The 21,189-nt window shown below is 63.7% G+C and carries 20 protein-coding genes; 15 read left to right on the forward strand and 5 right to left on the reverse strand.

Annotation, left to right across the window (positions count from 1 at the left end):
• The first annotated feature begins 134 nt into the window (after window positions 1-134).
• From QRM57_RS08420 to QRM57_RS08430, 3 genes are read left to right on the forward strand one after another with little or no spacing between them, the layout of a single operon-like run.
• The gene (locus QRM57_RS08420) at window positions 135-1,556 is read left to right on the forward strand and encodes a hypothetical protein (protein WP_284986258.1); all 1,422 of its coding nucleotides are present in this window, start codon (window positions 135-137) and stop codon (window positions 1,554-1,556) included.
• A gap of 12 nt (window positions 1,557-1,568) precedes the next feature.
• Window positions 1,569-2,363 carry an endonuclease III gene (nth, locus tag QRM57_RS08425; protein ID WP_257370930.1) on the forward strand — a complete coding sequence of 265 codons (795 nt, stop codon included), beginning with the start codon at window positions 1,569-1,571 and terminating at the stop codon, window positions 2,361-2,363.
• A complete protein-coding gene (locus QRM57_RS08430) occupies window positions 2,360-3,037 on the forward strand; it encodes an NUDIX hydrolase (protein WP_284986259.1) in 678 nt (225 codons plus the stop codon). The genes nth and QRM57_RS08430 overlap by 4 nt, the downstream gene beginning before the upstream one ends.
• Before the next feature lie 57 nt (window positions 3,038-3,094).
• On the opposite strand, the gene QRM57_RS08435 is transcribed toward QRM57_RS08430, so the two are convergent.
• Window positions 3,095-4,786: a bifunctional 3'-5' exonuclease/DNA polymerase gene (locus QRM57_RS08435; protein WP_284986595.1), complete on the reverse strand. Its 1,692-nt coding sequence runs from the start codon at window positions 4,784-4,786 to the stop codon at window positions 3,095-3,097.
• Window positions 4,787-4,938: 152 nt separating this feature from the next.
• On the opposite strand from QRM57_RS08435, the gene ssd reads away from it, so the two are divergent.
• The 7 genes from ssd (at window position 4,939) to QRM57_RS08470 (ending at window position 10,105) form a co-directional block, all read left to right on the forward strand.
• The gene (ssd, locus tag QRM57_RS08440) at window positions 4,939-6,051 is read left to right on the forward strand and encodes a septum site-determining protein Ssd (protein ID WP_284986260.1); all 1,113 of its coding nucleotides are present in this window, start codon (window positions 4,939-4,941) and stop codon (window positions 6,049-6,051) included.
• Window positions 6,048-7,310: a TadA family conjugal transfer-associated ATPase gene (locus QRM57_RS08445; protein ID WP_284986261.1), complete on the forward strand. Its 1,263-nt coding sequence runs from the start codon at window positions 6,048-6,050 to the stop codon at window positions 7,308-7,310. The genes ssd and QRM57_RS08445 overlap by 4 nt, the downstream gene beginning before the upstream one ends.
• Complete coding sequence (locus QRM57_RS08450) at window positions 7,307-8,083, forward strand: type II secretion system F family protein (RefSeq protein WP_284986262.1); 777 nt, start codon at window positions 7,307-7,309, stop codon at window positions 8,081-8,083. The genes QRM57_RS08445 and QRM57_RS08450 overlap by 4 nt, the downstream gene beginning before the upstream one ends.
• A 113-nt stretch (window positions 8,084-8,196) precedes the next feature.
• The gene (locus QRM57_RS08455; protein WP_416405251.1) at window positions 8,197-8,691 is read left to right on the forward strand and encodes a type II secretion system F family protein; all 495 of its coding nucleotides are present in this window, start codon (window positions 8,197-8,199) and stop codon (window positions 8,689-8,691) included.
• Window positions 8,692-8,997: 306 nt separating this feature from the next.
• Window positions 8,998-9,324 carry a DUF4244 domain-containing protein gene (locus QRM57_RS08460; protein WP_284986264.1) on the forward strand — a complete coding sequence of 109 codons (327 nt, stop codon included), beginning with the start codon at window positions 8,998-9,000 and terminating at the stop codon, window positions 9,322-9,324.
• The gene (locus tag QRM57_RS08465) at window positions 9,321-9,707 is read left to right on the forward strand and encodes a TadE family type IV pilus minor pilin (protein ID WP_284986265.1); all 387 of its coding nucleotides are present in this window, start codon (window positions 9,321-9,323) and stop codon (window positions 9,705-9,707) included. The genes QRM57_RS08460 and QRM57_RS08465 overlap by 4 nt, the downstream gene beginning before the upstream one ends.
• 8 nt (window positions 9,708-9,715) lie before the next feature.
• Window positions 9,716-10,105 (forward strand): Rv3654c family TadE-like protein, encoded by a 390-nt coding sequence (locus QRM57_RS08470; protein WP_284986266.1) that lies wholly within the window; start codon window positions 9,716-9,718, stop codon window positions 10,103-10,105.
• A gap of 8 nt (window positions 10,106-10,113) precedes the next feature.
• Here the strand turns inward: QRM57_RS08470 and QRM57_RS08475 are convergent, their stop codons facing one another.
• Window positions 10,114-12,456, reverse strand: coding sequence for a DEAD/DEAH box helicase (locus QRM57_RS08475; protein WP_284986267.1), 2,343 nt, complete (start codon window positions 12,454-12,456; stop codon window positions 10,114-10,116).
• Window positions 12,457-12,555: 99 nt separating this feature from the next.
• Window positions 12,556-13,251 (reverse strand): GNAT family N-acetyltransferase, encoded by a 696-nt coding sequence (locus tag QRM57_RS08480; protein ID WP_284986268.1) that lies wholly within the window; start codon window positions 13,249-13,251, stop codon window positions 12,556-12,558.
• 146 nt (window positions 13,252-13,397) lie between these two features.
• On the opposite strand from QRM57_RS08480, the gene trhO reads away from it, so the two are divergent.
• A complete protein-coding gene (gene trhO / locus QRM57_RS08485) occupies window positions 13,398-14,294 on the forward strand; it encodes an oxygen-dependent tRNA uridine(34) hydroxylase TrhO (RefSeq protein ID WP_235517402.1) in 897 nt (298 codons plus the stop codon).
• 9 nt (window positions 14,295-14,303) lie between these two features.
• On the opposite strand, the gene QRM57_RS08490 is transcribed toward trhO, so the two are convergent.
• Together QRM57_RS08490 and QRM57_RS08495 are read right to left on the reverse strand one after the other, a co-directional pair.
• Complete coding sequence (locus QRM57_RS08490; RefSeq protein ID WP_284986269.1) at window positions 14,304-14,828, reverse strand: DUF6023 family protein; 525 nt, start codon at window positions 14,826-14,828, stop codon at window positions 14,304-14,306.
• Between the two features lie 65 nt (window positions 14,829-14,893).
• On the reverse strand, window positions 14,894-15,337 hold the full coding sequence (locus QRM57_RS08495; RefSeq protein ID WP_284986270.1) for a DUF6023 family protein: 444 nt from the start codon (window positions 15,335-15,337) through the stop codon (window positions 14,894-14,896).
• 94 nt (window positions 15,338-15,431) lie between these two features.
• Here QRM57_RS08495 and QRM57_RS08500 point away from each other — a divergent pair, with 94 nt between their 5' ends.
• From QRM57_RS08500 to QRM57_RS08515, 4 genes are all read left to right on the forward strand, one after another.
• The gene (locus QRM57_RS08500; RefSeq protein ID WP_284986271.1) at window positions 15,432-17,099 is read left to right on the forward strand and encodes a DUF7059 domain-containing protein; all 1,668 of its coding nucleotides are present in this window, start codon (window positions 15,432-15,434) and stop codon (window positions 17,097-17,099) included.
• Window positions 17,096-17,797, forward strand: a complete 702-nt coding sequence (locus tag QRM57_RS08505; RefSeq protein WP_284986272.1) for an ArsR/SmtB family transcription factor — start codon at window positions 17,096-17,098, stop codon at window positions 17,795-17,797. The genes QRM57_RS08500 and QRM57_RS08505 overlap by 4 nt, the downstream gene beginning before the upstream one ends.
• A 125-nt stretch (window positions 17,798-17,922) precedes the next feature.
• Complete coding sequence (gene topA, locus QRM57_RS08510; RefSeq protein ID WP_284986273.1) at window positions 17,923-20,646, forward strand: type I DNA topoisomerase; 2,724 nt, start codon at window positions 17,923-17,925, stop codon at window positions 20,644-20,646.
• Between the two features lie 66 nt (window positions 20,647-20,712).
• Entirely contained in the window at window positions 20,713-21,147 is a 435-nt protein-coding gene (locus QRM57_RS08515) for an SseB family protein (protein WP_235517396.1), read from the forward strand.
• Window positions 21,148-21,189: the final 42 nt, after the last annotated feature.

Consider the following 21,189-nt stretch of genomic DNA (forward strand, 5'->3'; position numbering starts at 1 on the left):
GAACCCTGTCAGTGGGGTGGCATAGGCTGAAGAAGCCTTGGAACCCATCTTCTGGCGTGTCCGGTTTCCTGCAGATTCCTGCGGAGATAACCGGGCCGGACTGTCCAAGGCGCCGCCGTACGAAGGAGAAACAGATGAACCAGCTGAGCCCAGGCCCGCACGACTCACAACCGACGGGACCGGACACCACGGCTGGAACGGCCACCCCTGCAAGCGGCACCGCTGACGGGAAGCCGTCGAAGTTCGACGCTGTCGCCGGTCCTTTTACCATCCGGGACCTCACCGTGTTCGGCTCCACCCTCCTGATGTTCGTGGCATCCCTCCTGCCGATGTTCGGAGAGCGCTACAACCTCTGGAACCTTGGGAACCTGTTCTTCCTGCTGCTCGGCATCATCCTGCCCTTGGTCGTGACGGCACTGTTCGTAGCCCGCAGGTTGCAGCCAAAAACCGTTGTGCGCATCGGCTCCCTGTCCATCGACCAGTTTGCGTCGGTCACGGCTTCCTTCGCTTTTCCGCTGTTCTTCCTGACGATCGCCGACTCCTTCAACGGTGGTGTGCTGCTGGGGTTGGTTGGTTCGGTGGGCCTCCTGGCTGCGACAGTTCTTGGCCCTCATCTTCCGTGGCTCTCCGCCGATTTCAAGGGGCGTGTCGAGACGCCGGCGCACGTTGTTGCCCGTGAAGCGGTTGTGCCTAGCCGTAAGCCTGCCGCTCCCAAGGCGCCGAAAGCGCCCAAGCCGGCCGCAAGTCCGTCCACTCCGGGCTTTGAAGGATCGGCTGCCGGATACCAGGCTCCGGGTCCCGTAGTTTCATCGGGAACAGCCGGCGCTGCCGCTGGTTCCAGTGCTGCCGCAGGTTCCGCCGCTGCCGCGGGTTCCAGCCCGTTGGCGCCGACCGCTTCCGCAAATACAGAGCCGTCAGCTGCGACCGCGGCCTCCGCCGTCGTTCATTCAGCCGACGCCGGCTCCGGTTCGGCACCTGCTGCCTCCGGTGCTGGTGCATCGCCCGCAACACCTGTGGCTCAACCGGCCGCCGCAAACGGCGCAGTTGCGTCCAGCGAAGATGGCAAGGCCCCGGCGTCTGCTCCGGAGCCGGCAACTACCCAGCACGCCGCTCAGCCCGCGGCGCAGCCGGGGCCCGCGGAGGCAGGACCGGCTCAGCCGACCAACGCCCAGCTGGCCAACGCCCAGCCGGCCAACGCCCAGCCAGCCGCGGCCCAGCCAGCGGCGGCCCAGCCAGCGGCGCAGCAACCGTGGGCTGCCACGATGGCTACTCCCATCGTTTCCGGTGACACCCGGCGCGTCAGCGACTCCATCGGTGCCACCGTGGACCCGGCAAGCCGTCCGGAGGAATCCGATTCCCCCGCGTATGAGGCCTTCTGGTTCGCTGTCGCACAGCCACGCACGGCGTACGACGAACACTCCGGCGCTCCTTCCTTCACCATCGAACCCGGCGGATGGGTCCTCGCCTTGGAGGACCGCGGCCACGAGTTCCTGGTTCAGGACACTGACGGCAAGGTTGGGGTCCTCAGGGAGCTCAGCAACATCGAACGCGGCTAGGCGGGGGACGCCGTGGCCACCGCCGAAGCTGGTTCGCTCCTCGCACTCAAACGCCGGGCACGCAAGATCAACAGGGTTCTCGCCGAGAAGTACCCTTACGCGCATGCGGAGCTGGACTTCCGGAACCCGTTCGAACTGGTCGTGGCCACAGTCCTTTCCGCCCAGACAACCGACGTCCTGGTCAACCAGGTCACCAAGATCCTGTTTGCCCGTTACCCGGACGCACGGACCATGGCTGAAGCGGACCCTTTTGAACTTGAAGCAATCCTTCAGCCCACGGGTTTCTTCAGGGCAAAGGCCCGCAATGTCCTGGCGCTCAGCACCCGTTTGGTGGACGAGTACGACGGCGAGGTCCCGGGTCGGTTGGAGGACCTGGTAACGCTGCCGGGAGTCGGGCGAAAGACCGCCAACGTTGTCCTGGGCAATGCCTTCGGCGTTCCCGGGATCACCGTCGACACGCACTTTGGACGCTTGGCACGACGGTTCGGCTGGACTGCGTCGGACGATCCGGTGAAGATCGAATTTGATGTAGCCGAGCTGTTTGAGCGTCGGGACTGGACCATGCTGTCGCACCGCGTGGTTTTCCACGGCCGCAGGATCTGCCATGCCAAGAAGCCGGCTTGCGGTGCCTGCCCTGTCGCCAGCCTTTGCCCGAGTTACGGCGACGGCGAAACCGATCCCGTCAAAGCGGCCAAGCTGCTGAAGTATGAGCTCGCCCCCGGAAATGAAGCATTGCTGGAACGGTTGCTGGCTGAGACCCATCGGGCCGCGGAAATCCGCATGGAATCGCAAAGGAGGCCCGGGTGACCGCGCTTGAGGAGTTGTCCGCTCTCGTTGCCCGCTACGAGTCCGGGGAGCAACAGCGCTCAAGGCTGTGGGCCCAGCTGCCCGTCCTTGAGGAGACAAACCGTGCCGCCGCTGTCCTGATGTTGTTCGGCGTGCTGGACAACGTGCCCGCAGAATCCGGGCGTCCCATCGCCCCGGCCGACCTTGATGTCCTCCTGTTGGAGCGGGCGCACACCCTTGACGACCATCCAGGGCAGGTGGCCTTTCCCGGCGGCAGCGTGGACCCGGAGGACGAATCGGTGGTTGCCGCGGCCCTGCGGGAAGCAGTGGAAGAAACCGGTTTGGATGCCAGCGGTGTCCGTGTGCTCGGTGTGATGCCTGAGCTCGGACTTATCCGCAGCAACTTCCGGGTCACTCCGGTGCTGGCCTGGTGGGATGCCCCATCACCTGTTCGCGTGGTGGACTATGGCGAATCTGCCCAGGTTTTCCGGGTACCCGTCCGGGACCTGCTGGACCCGGTCAACCGTGTCAGCGCCACCATCTCGCGGTTCGGCCGCACGTATACCAGCCCTGGCTTCACCGTTAATGGCGTGTTGGTGTGGGGTTTTACCGGAATGGTCCTGAGCGGCCTTTTCGATGAACTGGGCTGGACCGTACCTTGGGACCAGAACAAGCTCCACGACATCGATCTCTAGGAACACGACAACCGAAGGTGCCCTTTATGGGCCCGCGCACTCCCGGCCCGGTTCCGGTTACTTGGCCTTGTCGTAGGAATCGACGACGGCGACACTCACCGGGAACTCCACCGGCACCTGCCCGAACATGAGCAGCTTCGCCGCTGCCGCCGCCTCTTCGATGGCCCGGATGCAGTCGTCCACAGCGTCGTCAGGCGCGTGAACCATGACTTCGTCGTGCAGGAAGAAGACGAGTTCACCGGAAGGCGATCCGTCGGCCCGGAAAGCCCGCAGCCGCCGTCGTAATTCAGCGAGCCAGCACGCCGCCCATTCGGCCGCGGAGCCCTGGACCACGAAATTGCGGGTGAAGCGGCCGCGTGAGCGTGCCAGGTTGTCCGCCCGTCGCTGCTCCTCCGCGGTGGTGGATTGCTGGCTCCGTAACCAACCGGCCGATGGCGGTGGGCTGCTTCGCCCGAGCCTCGTCGTCACGGTCCGCCCTGCTTCGCCCTCGCGGGCCGCCTGTTCCACGAACCCCACCGCGCGGGGATAGGTGCGCGTCAGCTGGGGCATGAGCCTGCCCGATTCGCCGGTGGTAGCCCCATAGATCGCGCCCAGGAGCGCAATCTTCGCCTTGGCTCGGTCACCACCAAACCCTTGCGCCGCTATACCTGCGTAGAGGTCCTTGTCCCGTGCGGCTTCGGCCATTTTGGTGTCCTGCGCCAATGCCACCAGGACGCGGGGTTCCAGCTGGGAGGCGTCAGCGACGATGAGCTTATGACCGGGATCGGCATGGACTGCTGCCCGGATGTTGCGCGGTATCTGCAGGGCACCACCACCGCGGGAAGCCCAGCGCCCTGAAACTACTCCGCCCACGACGTACTCCGGGTGGAACCGGCCACCACTTACCCAGGCGTCCAGCCAGGCCCAGCCGTTGGCCGTGTGCAGGCGCGACAGCTTCTTGTAGGCCAGCAACGGCTGGATGGCAGGGTGCTTCGACTCCTGGAGCTCCCACTGCCGCGTACTTTTTACTTCGATACCGTTCCGGTGCAAGGCCCGCATGAGGTCCTGCGGGGAGTCGGGGTTCAAACCAGGGGAGTTCAGGATGCTGCGGAGCTCGGTGCACAGGGCCTCAAGTGCTGGCGGCCGGTGTCCTGGTTGGGGCCGTGGACCGAGGACATCCGCCAGGATCTGCTGATGGAGTTCCTCTCGCCAAGGGACACCAGCGTGTTGCATCTCGACGGCGATGATGGCGCAGGCTGACTCAGCGGCGAGAAGCAGTTGGAGGCGCTGCCTCTGCTGCTGGTCCGTGGAAACCTGGGCAACGGCATGCTGTTGGGCCGTGAACTCTTCCTTGAGTTCAGCCAGGCCGGCTTTCGGAGCTGAGGTGACGATGTCATCGAAGAGGGCGCCTTGGTCGGCTGGCGGGGGCGGGGGTTGCAGGACGCGGGGAGGTGTCGCATCGTCGTCCTGAGTGAGCTTCACGGCGTTCTTGGCGTAGTCCGTGTGGGCTGTGAACTCCGAATGGGCCAGGATCGCCCCGCACAAGGCCAGATCGTGGCAACGTTCCAGCTCGACTCCGTGAACCAGGAGTTCCGGGTACCAGTCCTGGGCGCGGTGCCACACCCAGCGGGGCCGCTGGGTTTCCAGCTCACGCACGACGCCGGGCAGCTCGCCACGGGTGACAAGGCGTGCGTCGGCCGTCGCTTTTCCCGTGGGAGAGATTCTCTGTATGGCTGCGCCTTCCTGGTGGGCGGCGAGCAGCAAATACATGGTTTCCATTCTGCCTTGTGCGGCGGTGTGACGTGGCCTTTCTCCACAGGGCTTGGACCGACCAGTCCTCCACACCGCTGTCGGCGCTGCTTTATGCACATACGGATGATGGGCCCTTCAAGCTGGCGTCTCCTGCAGCCATGGTGGGGTTCATGAGCAAGCACGATCGAAGGCAAAAACGAACCGGGAGCCAGGATGTCGAGGTAGGTGCCAACTGGCTGCCGCAGGATTCCGTCGAAGTCCTCCTCGTATCCAGTGATAACTACCTTCAAGAGGAGGCCAAACGAATTGTTGCGGCCGCAGGGGGAAGCCTGCGGACCGCGGCGGGTGTCGGGGAAGCCCTCCACGGGTGGGACAGCGCCGCCGTCGTCCTGGTGGGCAGTGACGTGCGGGAGTTACCACCGCGGCGAAGAGCGCCGACGGTGCTGCTGGGCAGGGCCTCGGACGGGGACGGACTGTGGAGGTTGGCAGCTGCCCTGGGAGCGGAACGGGTGGCGGTACTGCCTGAAGCAGCTGGCTGGTTGGCCGAACACCTCAGCCTGTCCGGGTCTCCTGACCCGGGCGGGAACGTGGTAGGTGTCATCGGCGGCAGCGGCGGGGCAGGTGCCACTACCACCGCGATCTGGCTTGCCCAGGCAGCCGCCAGCCACGGCATCAGCACCATGCTCATCGACGGAGATCCTTGGGGCGGTGGGCTGGAACTGGCGGTGACGGCAGATGACATTCCCGGCCTTCGGTGGCCGGACTTCGCAGAAACCAGGGGAAGCATCGACCCCACCCAGTTCCGGGAGTCCCTGCCGATCGCGGGAGGGTTCGCCTATTTGTCGTGGCCAGGAACACGGGACGCAGTCCCGACTCCCGACGCCGGTGCGGTGGCTGCCGTCATGGATGCCGCGCGCCGGAGTTTCGAGCTCATCGTGGTGGACATTGGGCGAAACGGTGACGGAATGTCGACGTTCGCCTGGGACTGTGACAGGTTGCTCCTCCAAGCCCTGTCCCACCTGAAGTCCGCGGTCGCTGCTGCACGGATCCTGCAAGAACTCCCGCCAGTGGATTCGGCCCTGCTCGTCCGCGGAAACAGTTCCACATCCGTCGACGCCTCACTGATTGCGGATTCTTTGGGTTTGCCGCTGGTGGGCCGTGTTCCGGAGCTTCGGGGAGTAGCGTCAGGGACCGAGCTGGGGCGCCTGCTGGAACTGGGCCGTCGTAAACCTGTGAATCGTTTTGCCGCGGACGTCCTTGAACTGGATGGAAAAGGCCAATGAATCGCGTACCCGATTCCGCACGCAGGAGGCATGGCCGGAGGCTGGACTCGGTTCTTCTCGAAACCGTTCGGGAATCAGTGCTCGCGGGTAGTGGGCCCGTGACTCCGTCCACCGTTGCGGCAGCAGTCCAGGCAAGCGGCAGGCTGCTGGGGGCAGCTGGTGCGTTGGAAGCGGCCGAGTCGATCAATGCGGAGCTGAACGGACTTGGCCCCCTCCAGCAACTGGTCCGGGACCCCGCCGTCACGGATATCTTCGTCAACGGCCCGGAGTCAGTATGGGTGGACCGCGGCCAAGGCCTTGAACGTTCAGGCATCCGCTTCGACGACGAGCAACAGGTCCGGTCGCTCGCCTCCCGGTTGATCTCGGCCGGCGGACGGAGGCTGGACGACGGTTCCCCGTGCGTGGACGTCAGGCTGAACGGCGGCTACCGGATTCACGCCGTGCTCCCGCCCATATCGACAGCCGGCACCCTCCTGTCCGTTCGCATCCGACGCGAGGAAGTCTTCGCGCTGGAGGAACTGCGGGAGCGGGACATGTTTCCCGAGCACGTGGAGGTAGTCCTTCGCGCCATCATGGCCCGCAAGCTGAGCTTCCTGGTCAGTGGTGCCACAGGCTCGGGAAAGACAACGTTGCTCTCTACTTTGCTCGGGCTCAGCAGTCCGACGGAGCGCCTGGTGTTGATAGAAGACGCGGCGGAGCTCAACCCCGTGCACCCTCACGTGGTGACGCTGGAGTCGCGGCACGGGAACCTGGAGGGTGGAGGCGCGTTGGACCTCGGAGAGCTGGTCCGGCAGGCCCTGCGCATGCGTCCTGACCGATTGATTGTTGGAGAGTGCCGTGGAGCTGAGGTCCGTGAACTACTGACTGCGCTCAACACCGGGCACACAGGCGGTGGGGGAACCATCCACGCCAACACCGCAGAGGCCGTTCCGGCACGTCTGGTCGCCTTGGGCGCGCTCGCAGGGCTGAACGCGGAGGCCGTCCGGTTGCAGGTTTCGAGCGCCTTGGAAGTGGTGATCCACGTGGAGCGGACGCAGTGGGGACGCAAGGTGGCATCCATTGGTGTCCTGGCTGACACCCCTGAGGGCCAAAAGGTAGTGGCTGCGCTCCGACGTAGTCCGTCCGGAATGGAACCTGGACCAGCGTGGCCGGGACTCGCCGTCCGACTCGGGCTGGACCCTGCCGACCCGACGAGGGCGGCAACGCATCACACCATCCAGGTTCCGGCCCCTTCGACGGTGATGGGCCGGAACGGATGATCGCCGTATTCGTCGTCGTCACGGGCTTAGCGGCGTGGGTGAATCTCCGAGGCAGCCGTGCTGACAGCCGGCGGGTCAGGCGCAGCTTGGGAAAGCCGGCCGTGCTGGGTGGGGGTTTCCAAGGCTTCACAGTGGGTTTGCTACGCAGGAAGAAGCGCCCGACGCCCCTGTCCCTGGTGGTTTTGGTCCAGCAACTTGCCGCCTTGCTGCGGGGTGGCCGGGGGCCTTCCCGGTTGTGGGAAGAACTCTGGCTGGTCCACGCAGCGCAGCAGGACGAAAACCGCGTCGCACCAACCGAAACGGCGTTGCTTTCTGACAGTTCACAAAGGGTGCTGGCCGCCGCACGTGCAGCGGCCGCCGTCGGAAATTCACCGGCCCTCGCCATCCGCAGCTCAGCAGCCAAGTCTTACACGGCCCGGGGAAGCAACGAGCGGCGCGTGTGGATGGAGCTCGCCGCGTGCCTGGAAGTAGCAGAAACCAGCGGCTGCCCGCTGGCGGACCTCCTCTCCCGCTTCGCAGCCCAACTCATCGCCGAAGAGGATGCGGAGGCCGCCCGGCAAACTGCGCTCGCAGGTCCCAAAGCGACAGTGAAGCTGTTGTCATGGCTCCCGGTTTTCGGACTGCTCCTCGGGATGGCCCTGGGGGTGGACCCGTTGGGAATCCTGCTGGACAACATCCTTGGTGTTGCAACCTTCGGAGCGGGGCTACTGCTGACCGTTGCGGGCCGCGTCTGGTCGTCACGGCTGGTTGCCTCAGCTGCAGGGGGATACTGATGTCCGGAGTCATGCTGATGGTTGCCGTTCTGGCTTTGGCCTCATTCATCTGTTGGGCCAGACCCGGGCATCATAAGGGCCCGTTGGGAACACCGCATGGAATTCCCTGGGCTTTGGCGGGCACGCCCGGCCCGGAGGCCTCCGATGGGCCGGAGCATCCTCGCTCGCCAACCGACGGTCTCCGCGACACAGCGATGATGCTGGAGCTGGTGGCTTCCATGCTCGACGCTGGTGCGGGCATCGGGCGTGCGTTGGAGCTCATCTCTCGCGCGGCTTCCCCGTCGATCCAGCAGTCGCTGAGACCAGTCGTTGCGGCACTGGCAATTGGAGCCGACTGGGAGACCGCCTGGCGGACTCCCACGCAACCCGCACCCGAAGTGGTGCGGTTGAAAAATGCGCTGGCTTTCGCAGCCATCACGGGTGCTCCGTCGGCATCGATCCTTTATGCCCAAGCGGCCCGGGAACGGCGCGAAGCCTTCCGTGCCGCAGAGAAGCGGGCGGCAGCGTTGGGCGTGAAACTAGTCATTCCATTGGGCCTTTGTTCGTTGCCCGCCTTCATCTGCCTTGGCATCGTGCCCGTGCTGATCGCCATGGTGCCCTCTGGCTGAGCGGGTCAGCCCCTACAGCTACAGCTCCTTGCGGGCCCGTTGTGCCATCGTGACGGCGCTCAGTCGTGCCACCGTCCGCCGTGCCACTGTCCCTCCACAATCCGTGCGAAGCCGGGGTTATCCACTTGCGGGAATCGTTCCCTACCAGCTCCGATCCAGCCACGGAAGAGTCAGGTTTGTCGGCAGAACCGCCGGCATTTTTGAAAGGAAGCAACCATGAAAACACTTCTTCGTGCTCCGTCCGGACGCCGCTCCCAACTTCGCCGAGCAAGTCAGGCATTCGGTACTGCAGAGGAGGGCCATGCAATGGAACCCTTCGGAATCGAGCAGTTCGAACTGGAGCCGTTTATGGATTCCGGATTCGGCGATGTTCCGGCTCCGACCCCTGCAACTGACCTTCACCTCACTGTGCCCTACGGAGTCGGGACACTCAAACGCCGGAGAGGGCGGAACAGGCGTCTCGGGGCTGATGCCCGGGTTTTGGGTTCGGAAGCGGGAATGGCAACTGCCGAGTATGCCATTGCTACGTTGGCTGCCGTGGGCTTGGCCGGGCTGCTGGTGGTCATTCTTCGCAGCGAAGAGGTACGCGGCTTCCTGCTCAATCTGATCCGCACGGCACTGTCCCTGCCATGACGCCAGGGCTGCCTGCCTGCAGGAGTGAGCTCCGCTGCGGCAAACAACAAGGCGCTGTCACTGCCGAGTTTGCCGTCGCTTTGCCGGCGGTGGTGTTACTCCTTGCCCTCCTGTTGGCAGGTGGCGCTGCGGGCGTCACCCAAGTCCGGCTGGAGGAGGCAGTCCGGGCGGGGGCGCGTGCATCAGCAAGGGGTGAGTCCTCCGGGTCGGTGGAAACCATCGTCAAGCGTTTGGCTGGGGAAGCTGCGGTTCCCGGCTTGTCTGAGGAGGGCGGCTGGCGCACGGTCACGGCCTCCTCTCCGGTTGGCGGGGCCTTGGGATACCTGATCCCGTGGAAATTGACGGCCTCTGCGTCGGCCCGGACCGAGTCGGCTTCCCCGTGAAAGCGCCAGTGACGGCTCGCCATCCTGCAACAGGCCAAGTCCACTCCGACCGCGGGGCCGGGACGGTCCTTGCTTTGGCTCTGGGAGCGGTGGTGATGGCCTTGCTGGCAGGGCTGTTGCTTTTGGTCCAGGCTAGCGTCACGGCATCGCGGGCAGCCACTGCGGCTGACCTCGCGGCGCTGGCAGCTGCTGATGCTGAACGGGGTCTTGCTTCGGGAGAACCCTGCGCAGTGGCCGGCGATGTTGCTGGGCGTCACGAAGCCCGGCTCACCTCCTGCAAGGTTCTTGGCGGCGACGAGGTAGAGGTCACCACCGAACTGGCGTATCCCTTCGCTTGGGGTGCTGCCACCGGACGTGCCCGTGCCGGGCCGCCGCCCCAGGCCGGGCCGCCGCCCTAGGGCGGAGCTTAGACGGCGTCCTTCAACAAGACGTCCAGAAGTGTGACGGCGGCTGCCTTGTCCAAGGGGTTGTTCTTGTTGCCGCATTTAGGTGACTGAACACAGGACGGGCAGCCAGCCTCACACTCGCACGCCTTGATGGCGTCCCGGGTGGCCGACAACCATATTTTGGCTTTCTCGTAACCGCGTTCCGCGAAACCGGCACCGCCGGGGTGTCCGTCATAGACGAAGATCGTGGGCACTCCGGTGTCGGCATGCAATGCGGTGGACACGCCGCCGATGTCCCATCGGTCGCTGGACGCCACCAAGGGGAGGAGCCCGATGGCTGCATGCTCGGCAGCATGCAAGGCGCCAGGGAACTGGGCTTCCACCAGCCCTGCGCCATGAAGCGAACGGTTGTCCACCACGAACCAGACGGCCTTCGTGAACAGGTCCCGGGCCCCGAGCTCAAGGGGTTCCTCTCCGAGGATCTCGTTCGAAATTAATGCCTTGCGCTGGAAGGAAACCACTTGCGTCGTCACTTTGACATCGCCGAAGTGCACAGTGATGTCACCCCATTGGACTGTGCGGGATGTTTCGAGCACTTCGATCTGGGTGACGTCACGGGCCGTGGTGTAGAAGTCGGGATTCACCCGACGCACCATCACGCAATGATCTGCCTCGTTGAGGTCTTCCACCAAGTAGCTTTCTCCTTGGTGCACATAGATGGCGCCGGTGTGGGCCTGGTAGTGGGTCTGCGGCGAATCCATTGTTCCCAGCAGGGATCCGGTTCCGGCGTCGACAATGCTCACAGGTCCGCCGCCGTCGGCCCGGAGGTTGACCATTCCGGCCGCACTCTCGGGGTGGGTCCAGAACCATCCGGCTGGACGTTTGCGGAGGTACCCCTGGGCCACCAAACGATCCAGGAGACCTTCGGCCGTAGCACCAAAGAGCTCCAACTCAGCAGGTCCGATCGGCAACTCGGCCGCGGCCGCACACAGATGCGGACCCAGGACGTACGGGTTTCCCGGATCAAAGACCGTGGCCTCAACGGATACGTCAAAAATGGCTTCCGGGTGGTTGACCAAATACGTATCCAGGGGATCGTCGCTTGCTACGAAAGCCGCGATGGCGTCTTGTCCAGCACGCCCCGCGCGTCCAATCTGCTGGAAAAGGGACGCCCGTGTTCCCGGCCAGCCAGCGACGAGCACGGCGTCCAGACCCGATATGTCGATGCCGAGTTCCAACGCGGATGTGCTGGAGACCCCCAGAAGCTGCCCGGACCTCAATGCCTGTTCCAGGGACCGCCGTTCTTCTGGCAGGTAGCCGGACCGGTACGCGGCCACCCTTCCCGGGAGGCTGGGGTCGACCTCGTCCAAAAGCCTTTTGGTGATGGAGGAAATGGACTCGGCCCCGCGCCTGGACTTGATGAAGGCAATGGTTCGGACACGGGAGGAGACCAGGTTGGCCAGGATATCCGCGGTTTCGGCCACAGCGGTCCTTCGCTGCTTGGCTCCGTTCTCACCCCTGACGTCGGTCAGTGCGGGTTCCCAGAAAGCCACCGTGGTGGAACCGTGCGGAGAGCAATCTTCAGATACTTCCCTGACGGGGGCGCCGATCAGCCGGCCGAACGAAACTCCGGGGTCCGACGCGGTGGCAGAAGCCGCGATGAATACGGGCTCCGGAAAAGCCGTGCCAGCCCCGTAGTAAGCGCAGATCCGCCGGAGACGTCGCATGAGGTTGGCAACGTGAGAGCCGAAGACGCCCCTGTAGCTGTGCGCTTCGTCCACAATGACGTACCGGAGCCTCCGGAAGAACCGGGCCCACCAGGTGTGGTTGGGAAGAATTCCGAAATGCAGCATGTCCGGGTTGGCCAGGATGAAGTTGGCGTGGTCCCGGATCCATCGGCGGGCGGATACGTCAGTATCGCCGTCATACGTTTCTGCCCTGACCGTGGTCAGCTTCAGCCCGCGTATGGCCGCGAGTTGGTCTGCCGCCAAGGCTTTGGTGGGGGACAGGTACAAGGTGACGGCGCCGTCATCGTGGATCTTTCCCGGATCGGAGAGGACCCGCAGTTCCGATCGGTGGATGGCGTCCAGGGCGGGCAGCTGATATGCGAGAGACTTGCCGGAGGCTGTACCGGTGGCGATGACTACGTGTTGGCCGGAGTGGGCAATGTCGGCAGCCTGGACCTGGTGACGGTACGGCTCCTGGATGCCGAGTGTCCCGTAGGCGTCGACGATGTCTGGATGCACCCACTGGGGCCAGGGCTCGTTGACCGCTTTTCGGGCAGGGATGGTGTGGACATGGCGCAGCTGCTCGGGGTCGGGAGTCCGGCCCAGCAAGGTGATCAGCGAATTTGGTAAAGCCACCGAATCATTCTGTCACTGTTCGTACCGTCGCCCGGCTGAGAGCCGCGAACGGCGGCACGCAGGGGTGCCGCCGTCGTCCATGGCTTCAGGGAGGAGGTGTCAGCTGCCCGAAAGGTCCGATCCTTCGGTTCCGCTGGCCGACATCATCAGCACGTGGCCCACGACGTCCCATCCAAGGTGCGAATACAGTTTCTGTCCGTCCAGGGAAGCCAGGAGAAGCCCGTTCTCCACCTGGTGTGAATACGCCTGGGCCGCGAGGGCTTTCATGATGAAGGTCCCAAGCCCCCTTCGCTGGAAATCCGGTTCGGTGACGATCTTGTCAAAGACAGCGGTTCCGTCCACCACGAAAACCCGGCCACTGGCTGCGACTTTCTCGCCGCTGTGGACCACCGCGTGGTGGACGCCGTTCGACTCGGACACTGCAAGCTCCAGGTCGTCATCAGGAAGCCAGGGATCCTCGGCGTCCTGTGTTTCCATGTCCACGATCATCATGGTCTGGGAAGCGGACGTCACCGTGAGACCGTGCTGTTCCGCGAGGAATTTGTACCTTTGGACGTCATTGGTGAGGACCGTCAGGATGCGGGCCGGTGATTCCGCGGTCTTTGCCGCGAGGCCGGCGAACTCTTCATCGGAGGGATCGTGGGCGAAATACTCCCAGTCACCGGTTTTGTCGGCTCGCAGGGCTGCAGGGAAACGACCCTCCTTGCGTTTCTCATAGCCACGGCAGCCGGACCAGCCGGCTACCCAGACCTCCAAGAGGTGCGCAATGTCTTCAACCAAGGCGTCTGGACTCATGTAGAGAGAGTATGCCAGCACCCGGGGAAGCAACAGAGCGATACCAGCCGGAGGAACGTTGCTTATGCAATTGTGACTTCCCGCTGGTAGACGGGCAGCCGGGCGTCAGGAAGGGCCGATTTTACTGCACCAAGTACCCTTGAATAGTGGCTTTGAACCGAATCGTGCTCTTCTATGGATTTACCCCGATTGCCGACCCCGACGCCGTGCGTCTGTGGCAGCGTGCCCTGTGCGAAAAGCTCGGGCTGACCGGCCGGATCCTTATCTCCAAGGATGGCATCAATGCCACGGTCGGTGGCGAGCTCAACAACATGAAGCAGTACGTTAAAACGACCCGTGAGTACCGGGGCTTCCACGACATCGACTTCAAATGGTCGGAGGGCAGCGCCGCGGACTTCCCGCGCCTGAGCGTCAAAGTGCGCGACGAAATTGTGTCCTTCGGCGCACCCGGCGAACTCAAGGTGGACGCCGGCGGTGTAGTTGGCGGTGGCAAGCACCTCCAGCCTGAGGAGTTGCACGCTTTGGTAGACGCCAAGAAGGCCAGTGGCGAAGACGTGGTGTTCTTCGATGGGCGGAACGCCTTCGAAGCGCAGATCGGCAAGTTCAAGGATGCGATCGTTCCGGAAGTGGACACCACCCACGACTTCATCAAAGAACTCGATTCGGGTAAGTACGACCACCTCAAGGACAAGCCCGTAGTGACGTATTGCACCGGGGGCATCCGCTGCGAAGTTCTGTCCAGTTTGATGGTTAACCGCGGCTTCGAAGAGGTCTATCAGCTGGATGGCGGAATCGTCCGATACGGCGAGACGTTCAAGGACAAGGGGCTCTGGGAGGGTTCCCTGTATGTGTTCGACAAGCGCATGCACGTTGAGTTCAGCGACGAAGCCAAAACCCTTGGAGAATGCGTCCGATGCTCAGCACCGACGAACAAGTTCGAGAACTGCTCGAACCCCAGCTGCCGCACCCTGACCCTCTATTGCGCCGACTGTGCTTCCAGCCCCGAAACCCTGCGCTGCCCCGGGGGCTGCGACGCCGCATGACCGGCTGAGCTACAGTTTGCTCACCCGGTAGGCGAAGTTGGCTTCCGACCTGGATCCTACCGTGATGGACAGCACCGCGTCCGTTTCCAGCTGCACCACGTTGACCCGCGCATTTGCGCATCCCAGAGTCAGGTCCACGAGCTCCGCTTCACCCACTTTGACGGCAAACATCACCCGTCGGGTGCCGCGGCATGCCAGCGTCACTGCGTAGGTTCCGCCCGGCAACTGCATCGTCTGCTCCGATTTGGACTCCCCGGCGTTGAGGTAACCACTGCTGGAGAAGAACGACTTCCCTTGGGATTCGGGCAGCGCCGACTTCGCCCATTCTTGAAGCGCATCCCCGGTGACAGTTTCTTCCAGCTCGGGATCGGGCGGCAGAACCACGTTGCCTGCCGTAGCGCTGGGATCTGCCTGCGGGCCGCCGTCGCCGGTGTATTCGCAGCCCGCCAAGCTTCCGCCAAGCGCAATGAGAAGTACGACGGCGGCCCTCGCCGACCGCCGTGCCATCACCGAGCGAGCTGCCTTGCTCCCCATGCACTGACTTTACGCCCGCATGGCTTGCGGCTGAAGGCTTTAGTGCGCGAGGGGGCGGGGCTCGATTAACTGGTTGCGGGAGCCAGGTGATAGGCGAAGATCAGCGGGGCGTCGACACTGCTGGTGGAGATGCTGAGGGGGCCGGTAACGGGCACCTTGATCTTGACGATGTCACGGTTTCCGTTGCATGCGGCGGCCGCGTCGGTGATCTTGTTCCCGCCCGCGGAGACCGCGAAGTAGGCCTTGCCGCTCCCGTCGCACGCCATGGTCAGGGTGTAGGTTCCAGCGGGGACACTTGCCGCTTCCTTCAGCAGCGGGTCCCGGTTCAGTATCTTTCCCGAGTCCTCCAGCACCACACCATTGGCTTCCGGGAGAGCAGTCGCCTTCCACGCTGGGACGTCCGCGTCCGCGATGTTGGCCGGTGCCTGGCAAGCACAGGCTGCCATGAGGACTGCAGCAGTGATGGCAACAAGGCCCGCGTGGCGCCTTGTGGAGGAGAAGTTGAGCATAAACTCAACGCTACCGGCTTCGGACACCGATCTTTGTCCACATAGCGTGGGGCTGGCATCCGCAGCCACGGTTTACCGCACCTACACTTGCAAGGTGACTGAGACAGCTACCTTCTTTACAGCCGGCAACATTGACGACGCTCCGCGCAGCGACCGTCCGGAACTGCTCACGGCGCTCGCCGCTGACCTCCGCGCAATGTCCTACACCGTGGACGGGGTGGCTGAGCTGTTGGGTCAATCCGCGTCAGATGCCCTGGGAAGGGATCAGCTCATCCCCGCATTGTTGGCCAGCGACCGGCTCGCTGTCTCTGAAGATTCGGCGGTGCGGGCGCTGACCACCGTGGTCCGGCTGTGGCTGCTCGCCGTCCCTCAAACCACCGCCGCAATGGAAGACGCTGTCCCCGGGACCGGCGTGCAAGGACTGGTGGAACTGGGGCTGGTCACGGCAGAATCCGGGATGGTCCACGCCAAAGTCGACTTGCGGCCCTACGGCTGGGATGCCAACCCTGACGGCAGCGGGGGCGCTGACCTCTGGGTGGCAAGCGACCTCGCCGCCCACCAGCAGCCGGGCGTACTGAGGCACGACCATGTGCTGGGAATCGGTCGCGCATCGACGACACTTGTCCAAACCACGGTCAGGCACCACACGGAGCGGGCGCTCGACCTGGGTACCGGGTGCGGCATCCAAACCTTTCACTTGTTGCACCATTGCGACCATGTGACCGCCACGGACATCTCCGAGCGGGCCCTTGCCTTCACCCGGTTCAACCTCCTCCTCAATGCGCGGGAGTTGGACCTGGATCCCGACGATTTGGGGAGCCGGGTAAGCCTGCGGTTGGGATCGCTGCTTGACCCTGTGGAAGGGGAACAGTTCGGCTTGGTGGTGTCCAACCCACCGTTCGTGATCACGCCCCGGACTGGCGGCGAATCGCCGTCGGAGCAGTTCACTTACCGGGACGGTGGCCTGCCCGGCGACGAGATCGTAGCTTCCCTGGTCCAGTCCCTGGCGCGTGTCCTCCAACCGGGAGGGACCGCCCAAATGCTCGGTAACTGGGAAGTCACCTCAGGGTCTGACTGGAAGGACCGTCCCACAGCATGGCTGAATGACTCGGGTCTGGATGTCTGGTTCATTCAACGCGAGCAGGTTGGGCCGGAGCAGTACGCGGAAACGTGGCTTCAGGACGCTTCACAAAACCGTGAGGGCGGCCACTATAAGGAGGCCTACGCCGCATATCTGCAGGACTTCGCGTCGCGGAATGTCGAGGGCATCGGCTTTGGCATGATCTGGCTCCGCCGTCCGGTGTCCCCCGAGGGGGCCATCATCAACCGCTTTGAAGAGATCACCTACGCCATCGAGCAGCCGATTGGACCCCACCTCGGCGCCGCCGTGGAACGCGCAGACTGGGTGGCGGCCAATCCGCTGCTGGACGCTCATCTGGTGGTCGCGGAAGACGTCACGGAGGAACGCCACCAGCGTCCGGGAGCAGAGCACCCCGGGGTCATCCTCTTGCGCCAGGGCGCAGGCCTCCGCCGAACCAACTTGCTCAGTACCGAGCTCGCCGGCTTCGTTTCGGCATGCGATGGACAGTTGTCGGTCGGGCAGATCGCCTCGGCGCTGGTAGCCCTCCTGGGCGGCAGCGAAGACTTCGACGAGGGTTCTTTCCGGGAAGGCCTGCTCCGGGAGGTCACCAACCTCGTCCTGGACGGCTTCCTGGTCCCCGACTCGTTCCTTCTTCCCTCGGCCGGGCAGGCCACGGCATGAAAAAGGACGCTGTGCCGCCTGCCGGCCCGCAAGGAAGTGACGCTGACTACACTGATGAAGTGATTGCGAACAACCAGCCATCCCAAGCGTCAGGCGACGTTCCCCGGCGCAAGCGCGCCGAAAAGACGATTGAGATCACCGATCCCAAGGCCATTCGCGCACTTGCACACGCTGCCCGCATCGAGGTCATCTCCGAGCTCTACGCTACCCAGGTCAGCCACACTGCAACCGAACTCGCAGCAAGGACCGGCCTGACCCCCAGCGCAATGAGCTACCACCTCCGTGCGCTCCAAAAGTGGGGGATTGTGGCTCCGGCAGAGAATGCGGGCGACGCCCGTGAACGGCGTTGGAAGGCCGCAGGGACGGACTTCACCATCTCGGGAGGCAGCGTAGCCAGCCCGGAAATCGCAGTGGTTGACCTGGAGCTCGATGCGTTCCGCCGGAGGGCTTCGGCTTTTGCCAGGGCCCGTGGCGAACGCCGCCAGCGGGGTGGCTCCGGCGAAGAGCCTGCTGCCGTGGTTTTGGCGAGCAACCTGCTGTACCTCACCAACCCGCAACGCAAGGAGCTTTCGGACCGGATCCGTGAAATTCTGCGTGAGTACGAACTCGAGGACCCTACCCAAATACCCGAAGGTGCCGAACGTATGGCAACCTTGTGGTCAATGATCCCGGATGACCGCGTAGCACCCGGACAGTAGGAGCCCATCCGGGTCCGCGCACCACCGCCCTGGTTTCCCTGCAACAACGCAGGATTCTACAAACTATGGTGAACTAGGCCAGTATGGGCACCAGCCCAATGACACATTTTTTCTGTAGGAGCACCGTGCCCAGCAAGGCAAAAACCGGCAAGAAACTCGTGATTGTGGAGTCTCCAGCCAAAAGCAAGACCATCGCCAAGTATCTTGGCGAGGGCTTCATCGTCGAGGCTTCGATCGGCCATATCCGTGACCTCCCGCAGCCCTCTGACCTGCCTGCAGAACTGAAGAAGACCTCGCTGGGCAAGTTCGCCGTCGACGTCGAAAACGACTTCAAGCCGTACTACGTTGTTTCCCCGGACAAAAAGAAAAAGGTCGCAGAGCTCAAGGCGCAGCTGAAAGACGCTGACGCGCTTTACCTCGCAACCGATGGGGACCGCGAAGGCGAAGCCATCGCGTGGCACCTCCTGGAGGTCCTGAAGCCCAAGGTTCCCGTTTACCGCATGACCTTCGGCGAAATCACCAAGGAAGCCATCCACCGCGCCATGGACAACCTGCGCGACGTCGATACGGCTTTGGTGGATGCCCAGGAGACGCGTCGAATCCTTGACCGCCTCTACGGCTACGAAATCTCCCCGGTCCTGTGGCGGAAGGTGGCCCGCGGGCTTTCGGCCGGCCGTGTGCAGTCCGTGGTCACCCGCATGGTGGTTGACCGCGAACGTGAACGCATGGCCTTCCGTGCAGCGTCGTACTGGGACCTCACTGGTCAGTTCGGTGCGGATTCCGGCTCTTTCAAGGCCAAGCTCGCCGCAGTGGATGGCTCAAAGGTAGCCAGTGGCCGTGACTTCAATGACAACGGCCAACTCACCTCCTCCAATGTGGTGCACCTCAACGAGGAACTCGCCACGTCACTGGCGTCCGGCCTGGAAAACGCGGACTTCCGTGTTCGTTCGGTAGATACCAAGCCGTATACCCGCAGGCCGGCCGCGCCGTTCACCACGTCCACCTTGCAGCAGGAAGCCGGCCGTAAACTGCGCTTCTCGTCCAAGAGCACCATGCAGGTTGCCCAGCGCCTGTATGAAAACGGCTACATCACTTATATGCGTACGGATTCGTCGGCTTTGAGCGACGAAGCCCTGACAGCGTCCCGGCGCCAGGCAGCTGAGCTTTACGGCCCCGAGTACGTGCCGCAGAGCCCCCGCGTCTATGCCAACAAGGCCGCCAACGCCCAGGAAGCGCACGAAGCCATCCGACCTGCCGGTGACTCCTTCCGGACTCCGGCCCAGGTTGCCAAGCAACTCAGTGGTGACGAGTTCCGCCTGTACGAGCTCATCTGGAAGCGCACTGTTGCCTCCCAGATGGCCGATGCGAAGGGCTCCACGGCCACGATCCGCCTCGGTGCGGTTGCAGCTGACGGCAGGGACGCGGAATTCTCCGCCTCCGGCACGGTCATCACCTTCCCCGGCTTCCTGGCCGCCTACGAAGAGGGCAAGGACGAAAGCCGCGGAGACGACGAGTCCGATGAGGCCCGGCGCCTGCCGAACGTCGCCAAGGGTGACGCCCTGACCGCCTCGGACATCCTGGCCGTGGGCCACGAAACCTCACCGCCGCCGCGCTACACCGAAGCGTCACTGACTGCGGAGCTGGAAAAGCGGGGCATCGGACGGCCTTCTACCTACGCCTCCACCATCTCCACCATCCAGGACCGCGGCTATGTCCGGAAGCAGGGCTCCGCCTTGGTCCCGAGCTGGATTGCGTTCTCTGTGATCCGCTTGCTGGAGCAGCACTTCACCGATTATGTGGACTATGAGTTCACGGCGGACATGGAAGGCGACCTGGACAAGATCGCCAATGGCCAGGCCGCAGGAACCGCCTGGCTTAAGCACTTCTACTACGGCGAAGACGCTGATCCCGGCCTGTTGAGCATCGTGAACAACCTCGGTGAAATCGATGCCCGCGAGATCAACTCGGTGCCGATCGCAGAGGGCATTACGCTGCGGGTGGGCAAGTTCGGGCCGTACCTGGAAAGCTCCATTCCCACCGTGGATGAGAAGACCGGCGAAGTAGTGGAGTCCGCCAGGGCGAATGTTCCTGAGGAACTGGCTCCGGACGAGCTCACCGCAGCCAAAGCCAAAGAGCTCATGGAAACGGCAGCCCCGGAGGAACGCGTCCTGGGCACGGATCCGCACACCGGCCACACGATTGTGGCAAAGAACGGGCGCTACGGCGCGTACGTCACCGAGATCATCCCCGAGATGACCGAGGAACAACTGGCCAACCAGCCCGTGGAGTACTACAAGAACGGCAAGCCCAAGCCGCCGAAGAAGCCCGTAAAGGCCAAGCCCCGCACAGGTTCGCTGTTCAAGTCCATGACAGTGGACACTGTCACCCTGGACGAGGCCCTGCAGCTCATGAGCCTTCCCCGGGTCCTGGGTGAGGACGCCGACGGCAACCCCATCACCGTTCAGAACGGCCGTTTTGGTCCCTACCTGAAAAAGGGTACCGACTCACGTTCCATTGGATCGGAAGAGGAAATCTTCACGATCACCCTGGAACAGGCGCTGGAAATCTACTCGCAGCCCAAACAACGTGGCGCACGGGCAGCCGTGCCGCCTCTTGCCGAGTTCGGTCCTGACCCGGTGTCGGAGAAGAATATCGTGGTGAAGGAAGGCCGTTTCGGGCCCTACATCACCGACGGCGTCACGAACATTACGGTCCCGCGCTCAACGTCCCTTGAGGAACTGACCCGGGAGCGCGCCGTCGAGCTTTTGGCTGAAAAGCGGGCCAAGGGTCCGGTCAAGCGGACCACCACCCGGAAGGCGCCGGCACGTAAGGCCGCAGCCAAGAAGTAACAACTGCGACGGCCGGGACAGCATGAGCGAATTGCGTCCCGGCCGGCATCGTGGTCGAGTAGAACCATGACTGAACAGACCGTTTCCCCGGACAACGAACCCTTGAACGACCTTGAGGCGAAGCTCGCCATGGCCGAACAACCGGACGCTAACCCGGTGGACGTCATCCTCGCCTTCCTGAACAACGAGGTTTACCTCGTCAGCTCGGAAGCCGTGGACGGCCCTGATTCCTCGGTGGAGCCACTGGTGCTGTCCAACGCTGATGGCCAGCCCGTCCTGGCGGTGTTCAGCCACCCCAGCCGCGTCGACGAACGCTTCCTTGAAGCAGCCCCGCACGTCCTGGGCACCATGGGTTCAGCCATTCTCGGCAACATCGGTGATGAGCTGGGCATGGTCATCAATCCTGGCAGCGAGTTTGGCTTCGAAATCGATCCGGAAGGCATCGCGAACATCCGCCGCGACTTCAAGCGCGCTGATGAAGCCGGCGAGCCCACCGAATAGCGGCCAACCAGATCCCCGAATGCGAAACGACGTCCACAAATT

The sequence above is a fragment of the Arthrobacter sp. fls2-241-R2A-172 genome, assembly GCF_030208885.1.
Taxonomy (GTDB): domain Bacteria; phylum Actinomycetota; class Actinomycetes; order Actinomycetales; family Micrococcaceae; genus Arthrobacter.

What these genes read in the sequence shown, in the direction of transcription:
- QRM57_RS08515 (WP_235517396.1), top strand. Translation starts at nt 20,713, where the DNA reads ATGACTGAACAGACCGTTTCCCCGGACAACGAACCCTTGAACGACCTT.
- QRM57_RS08480 (WP_284986268.1), bottom strand. Translation starts at nt 13,251, where the DNA reads ATGAGTCCAGACGCCTTGGTTGAAGACATTGCGCACCTCTTGGAGGTC.
- QRM57_RS08505 (WP_284986272.1), top strand. Translation starts at nt 17,096, where the DNA reads ATGAAAAAGGACGCTGTGCCGCCTGCCGGCCCGCAAGGAAGTGACGCT.
- QRM57_RS08450 (WP_284986262.1), top strand. Translation starts at nt 7,307, where the DNA reads ATGATCGCCGTATTCGTCGTCGTCACGGGCTTAGCGGCGTGGGTGAAT.
- QRM57_RS08435 (WP_284986595.1), bottom strand. Translation starts at nt 4,786, where the DNA reads ATGTATTTGCTGCTCGCCGCCCACCAGGAAGGCGCAGCCATACAGAGA.
- QRM57_RS08465 (WP_284986265.1), top strand. Translation starts at nt 9,321, where the DNA reads ATGACGCCAGGGCTGCCTGCCTGCAGGAGTGAGCTCCGCTGCGGCAAA.
- QRM57_RS08490 (WP_284986269.1), bottom strand. Translation starts at nt 14,828, where the DNA reads ATGGGGAGCAAGGCAGCTCGCTCGGTGATGGCACGGCGGTCGGCGAGG.
- QRM57_RS08420 (WP_284986258.1), top strand. Translation starts at nt 135, where the DNA reads ATGAACCAGCTGAGCCCAGGCCCGCACGACTCACAACCGACGGGACCG.
- QRM57_RS08445 (WP_284986261.1), top strand. Translation starts at nt 6,048, where the DNA reads ATGAATCGCGTACCCGATTCCGCACGCAGGAGGCATGGCCGGAGGCTG.
- ssd (WP_284986260.1), top strand. Translation starts at nt 4,939, where the DNA reads ATGAGCAAGCACGATCGAAGGCAAAAACGAACCGGGAGCCAGGATGTC.
- QRM57_RS08495 (WP_284986270.1), bottom strand. Translation starts at nt 15,337, where the DNA reads ATGCTCAACTTCTCCTCCACAAGGCGCCACGCGGGCCTTGTTGCCATC.
- QRM57_RS08460 (WP_284986264.1), top strand. Translation starts at nt 8,998, where the DNA reads ATGGAACCCTTCGGAATCGAGCAGTTCGAACTGGAGCCGTTTATGGAT.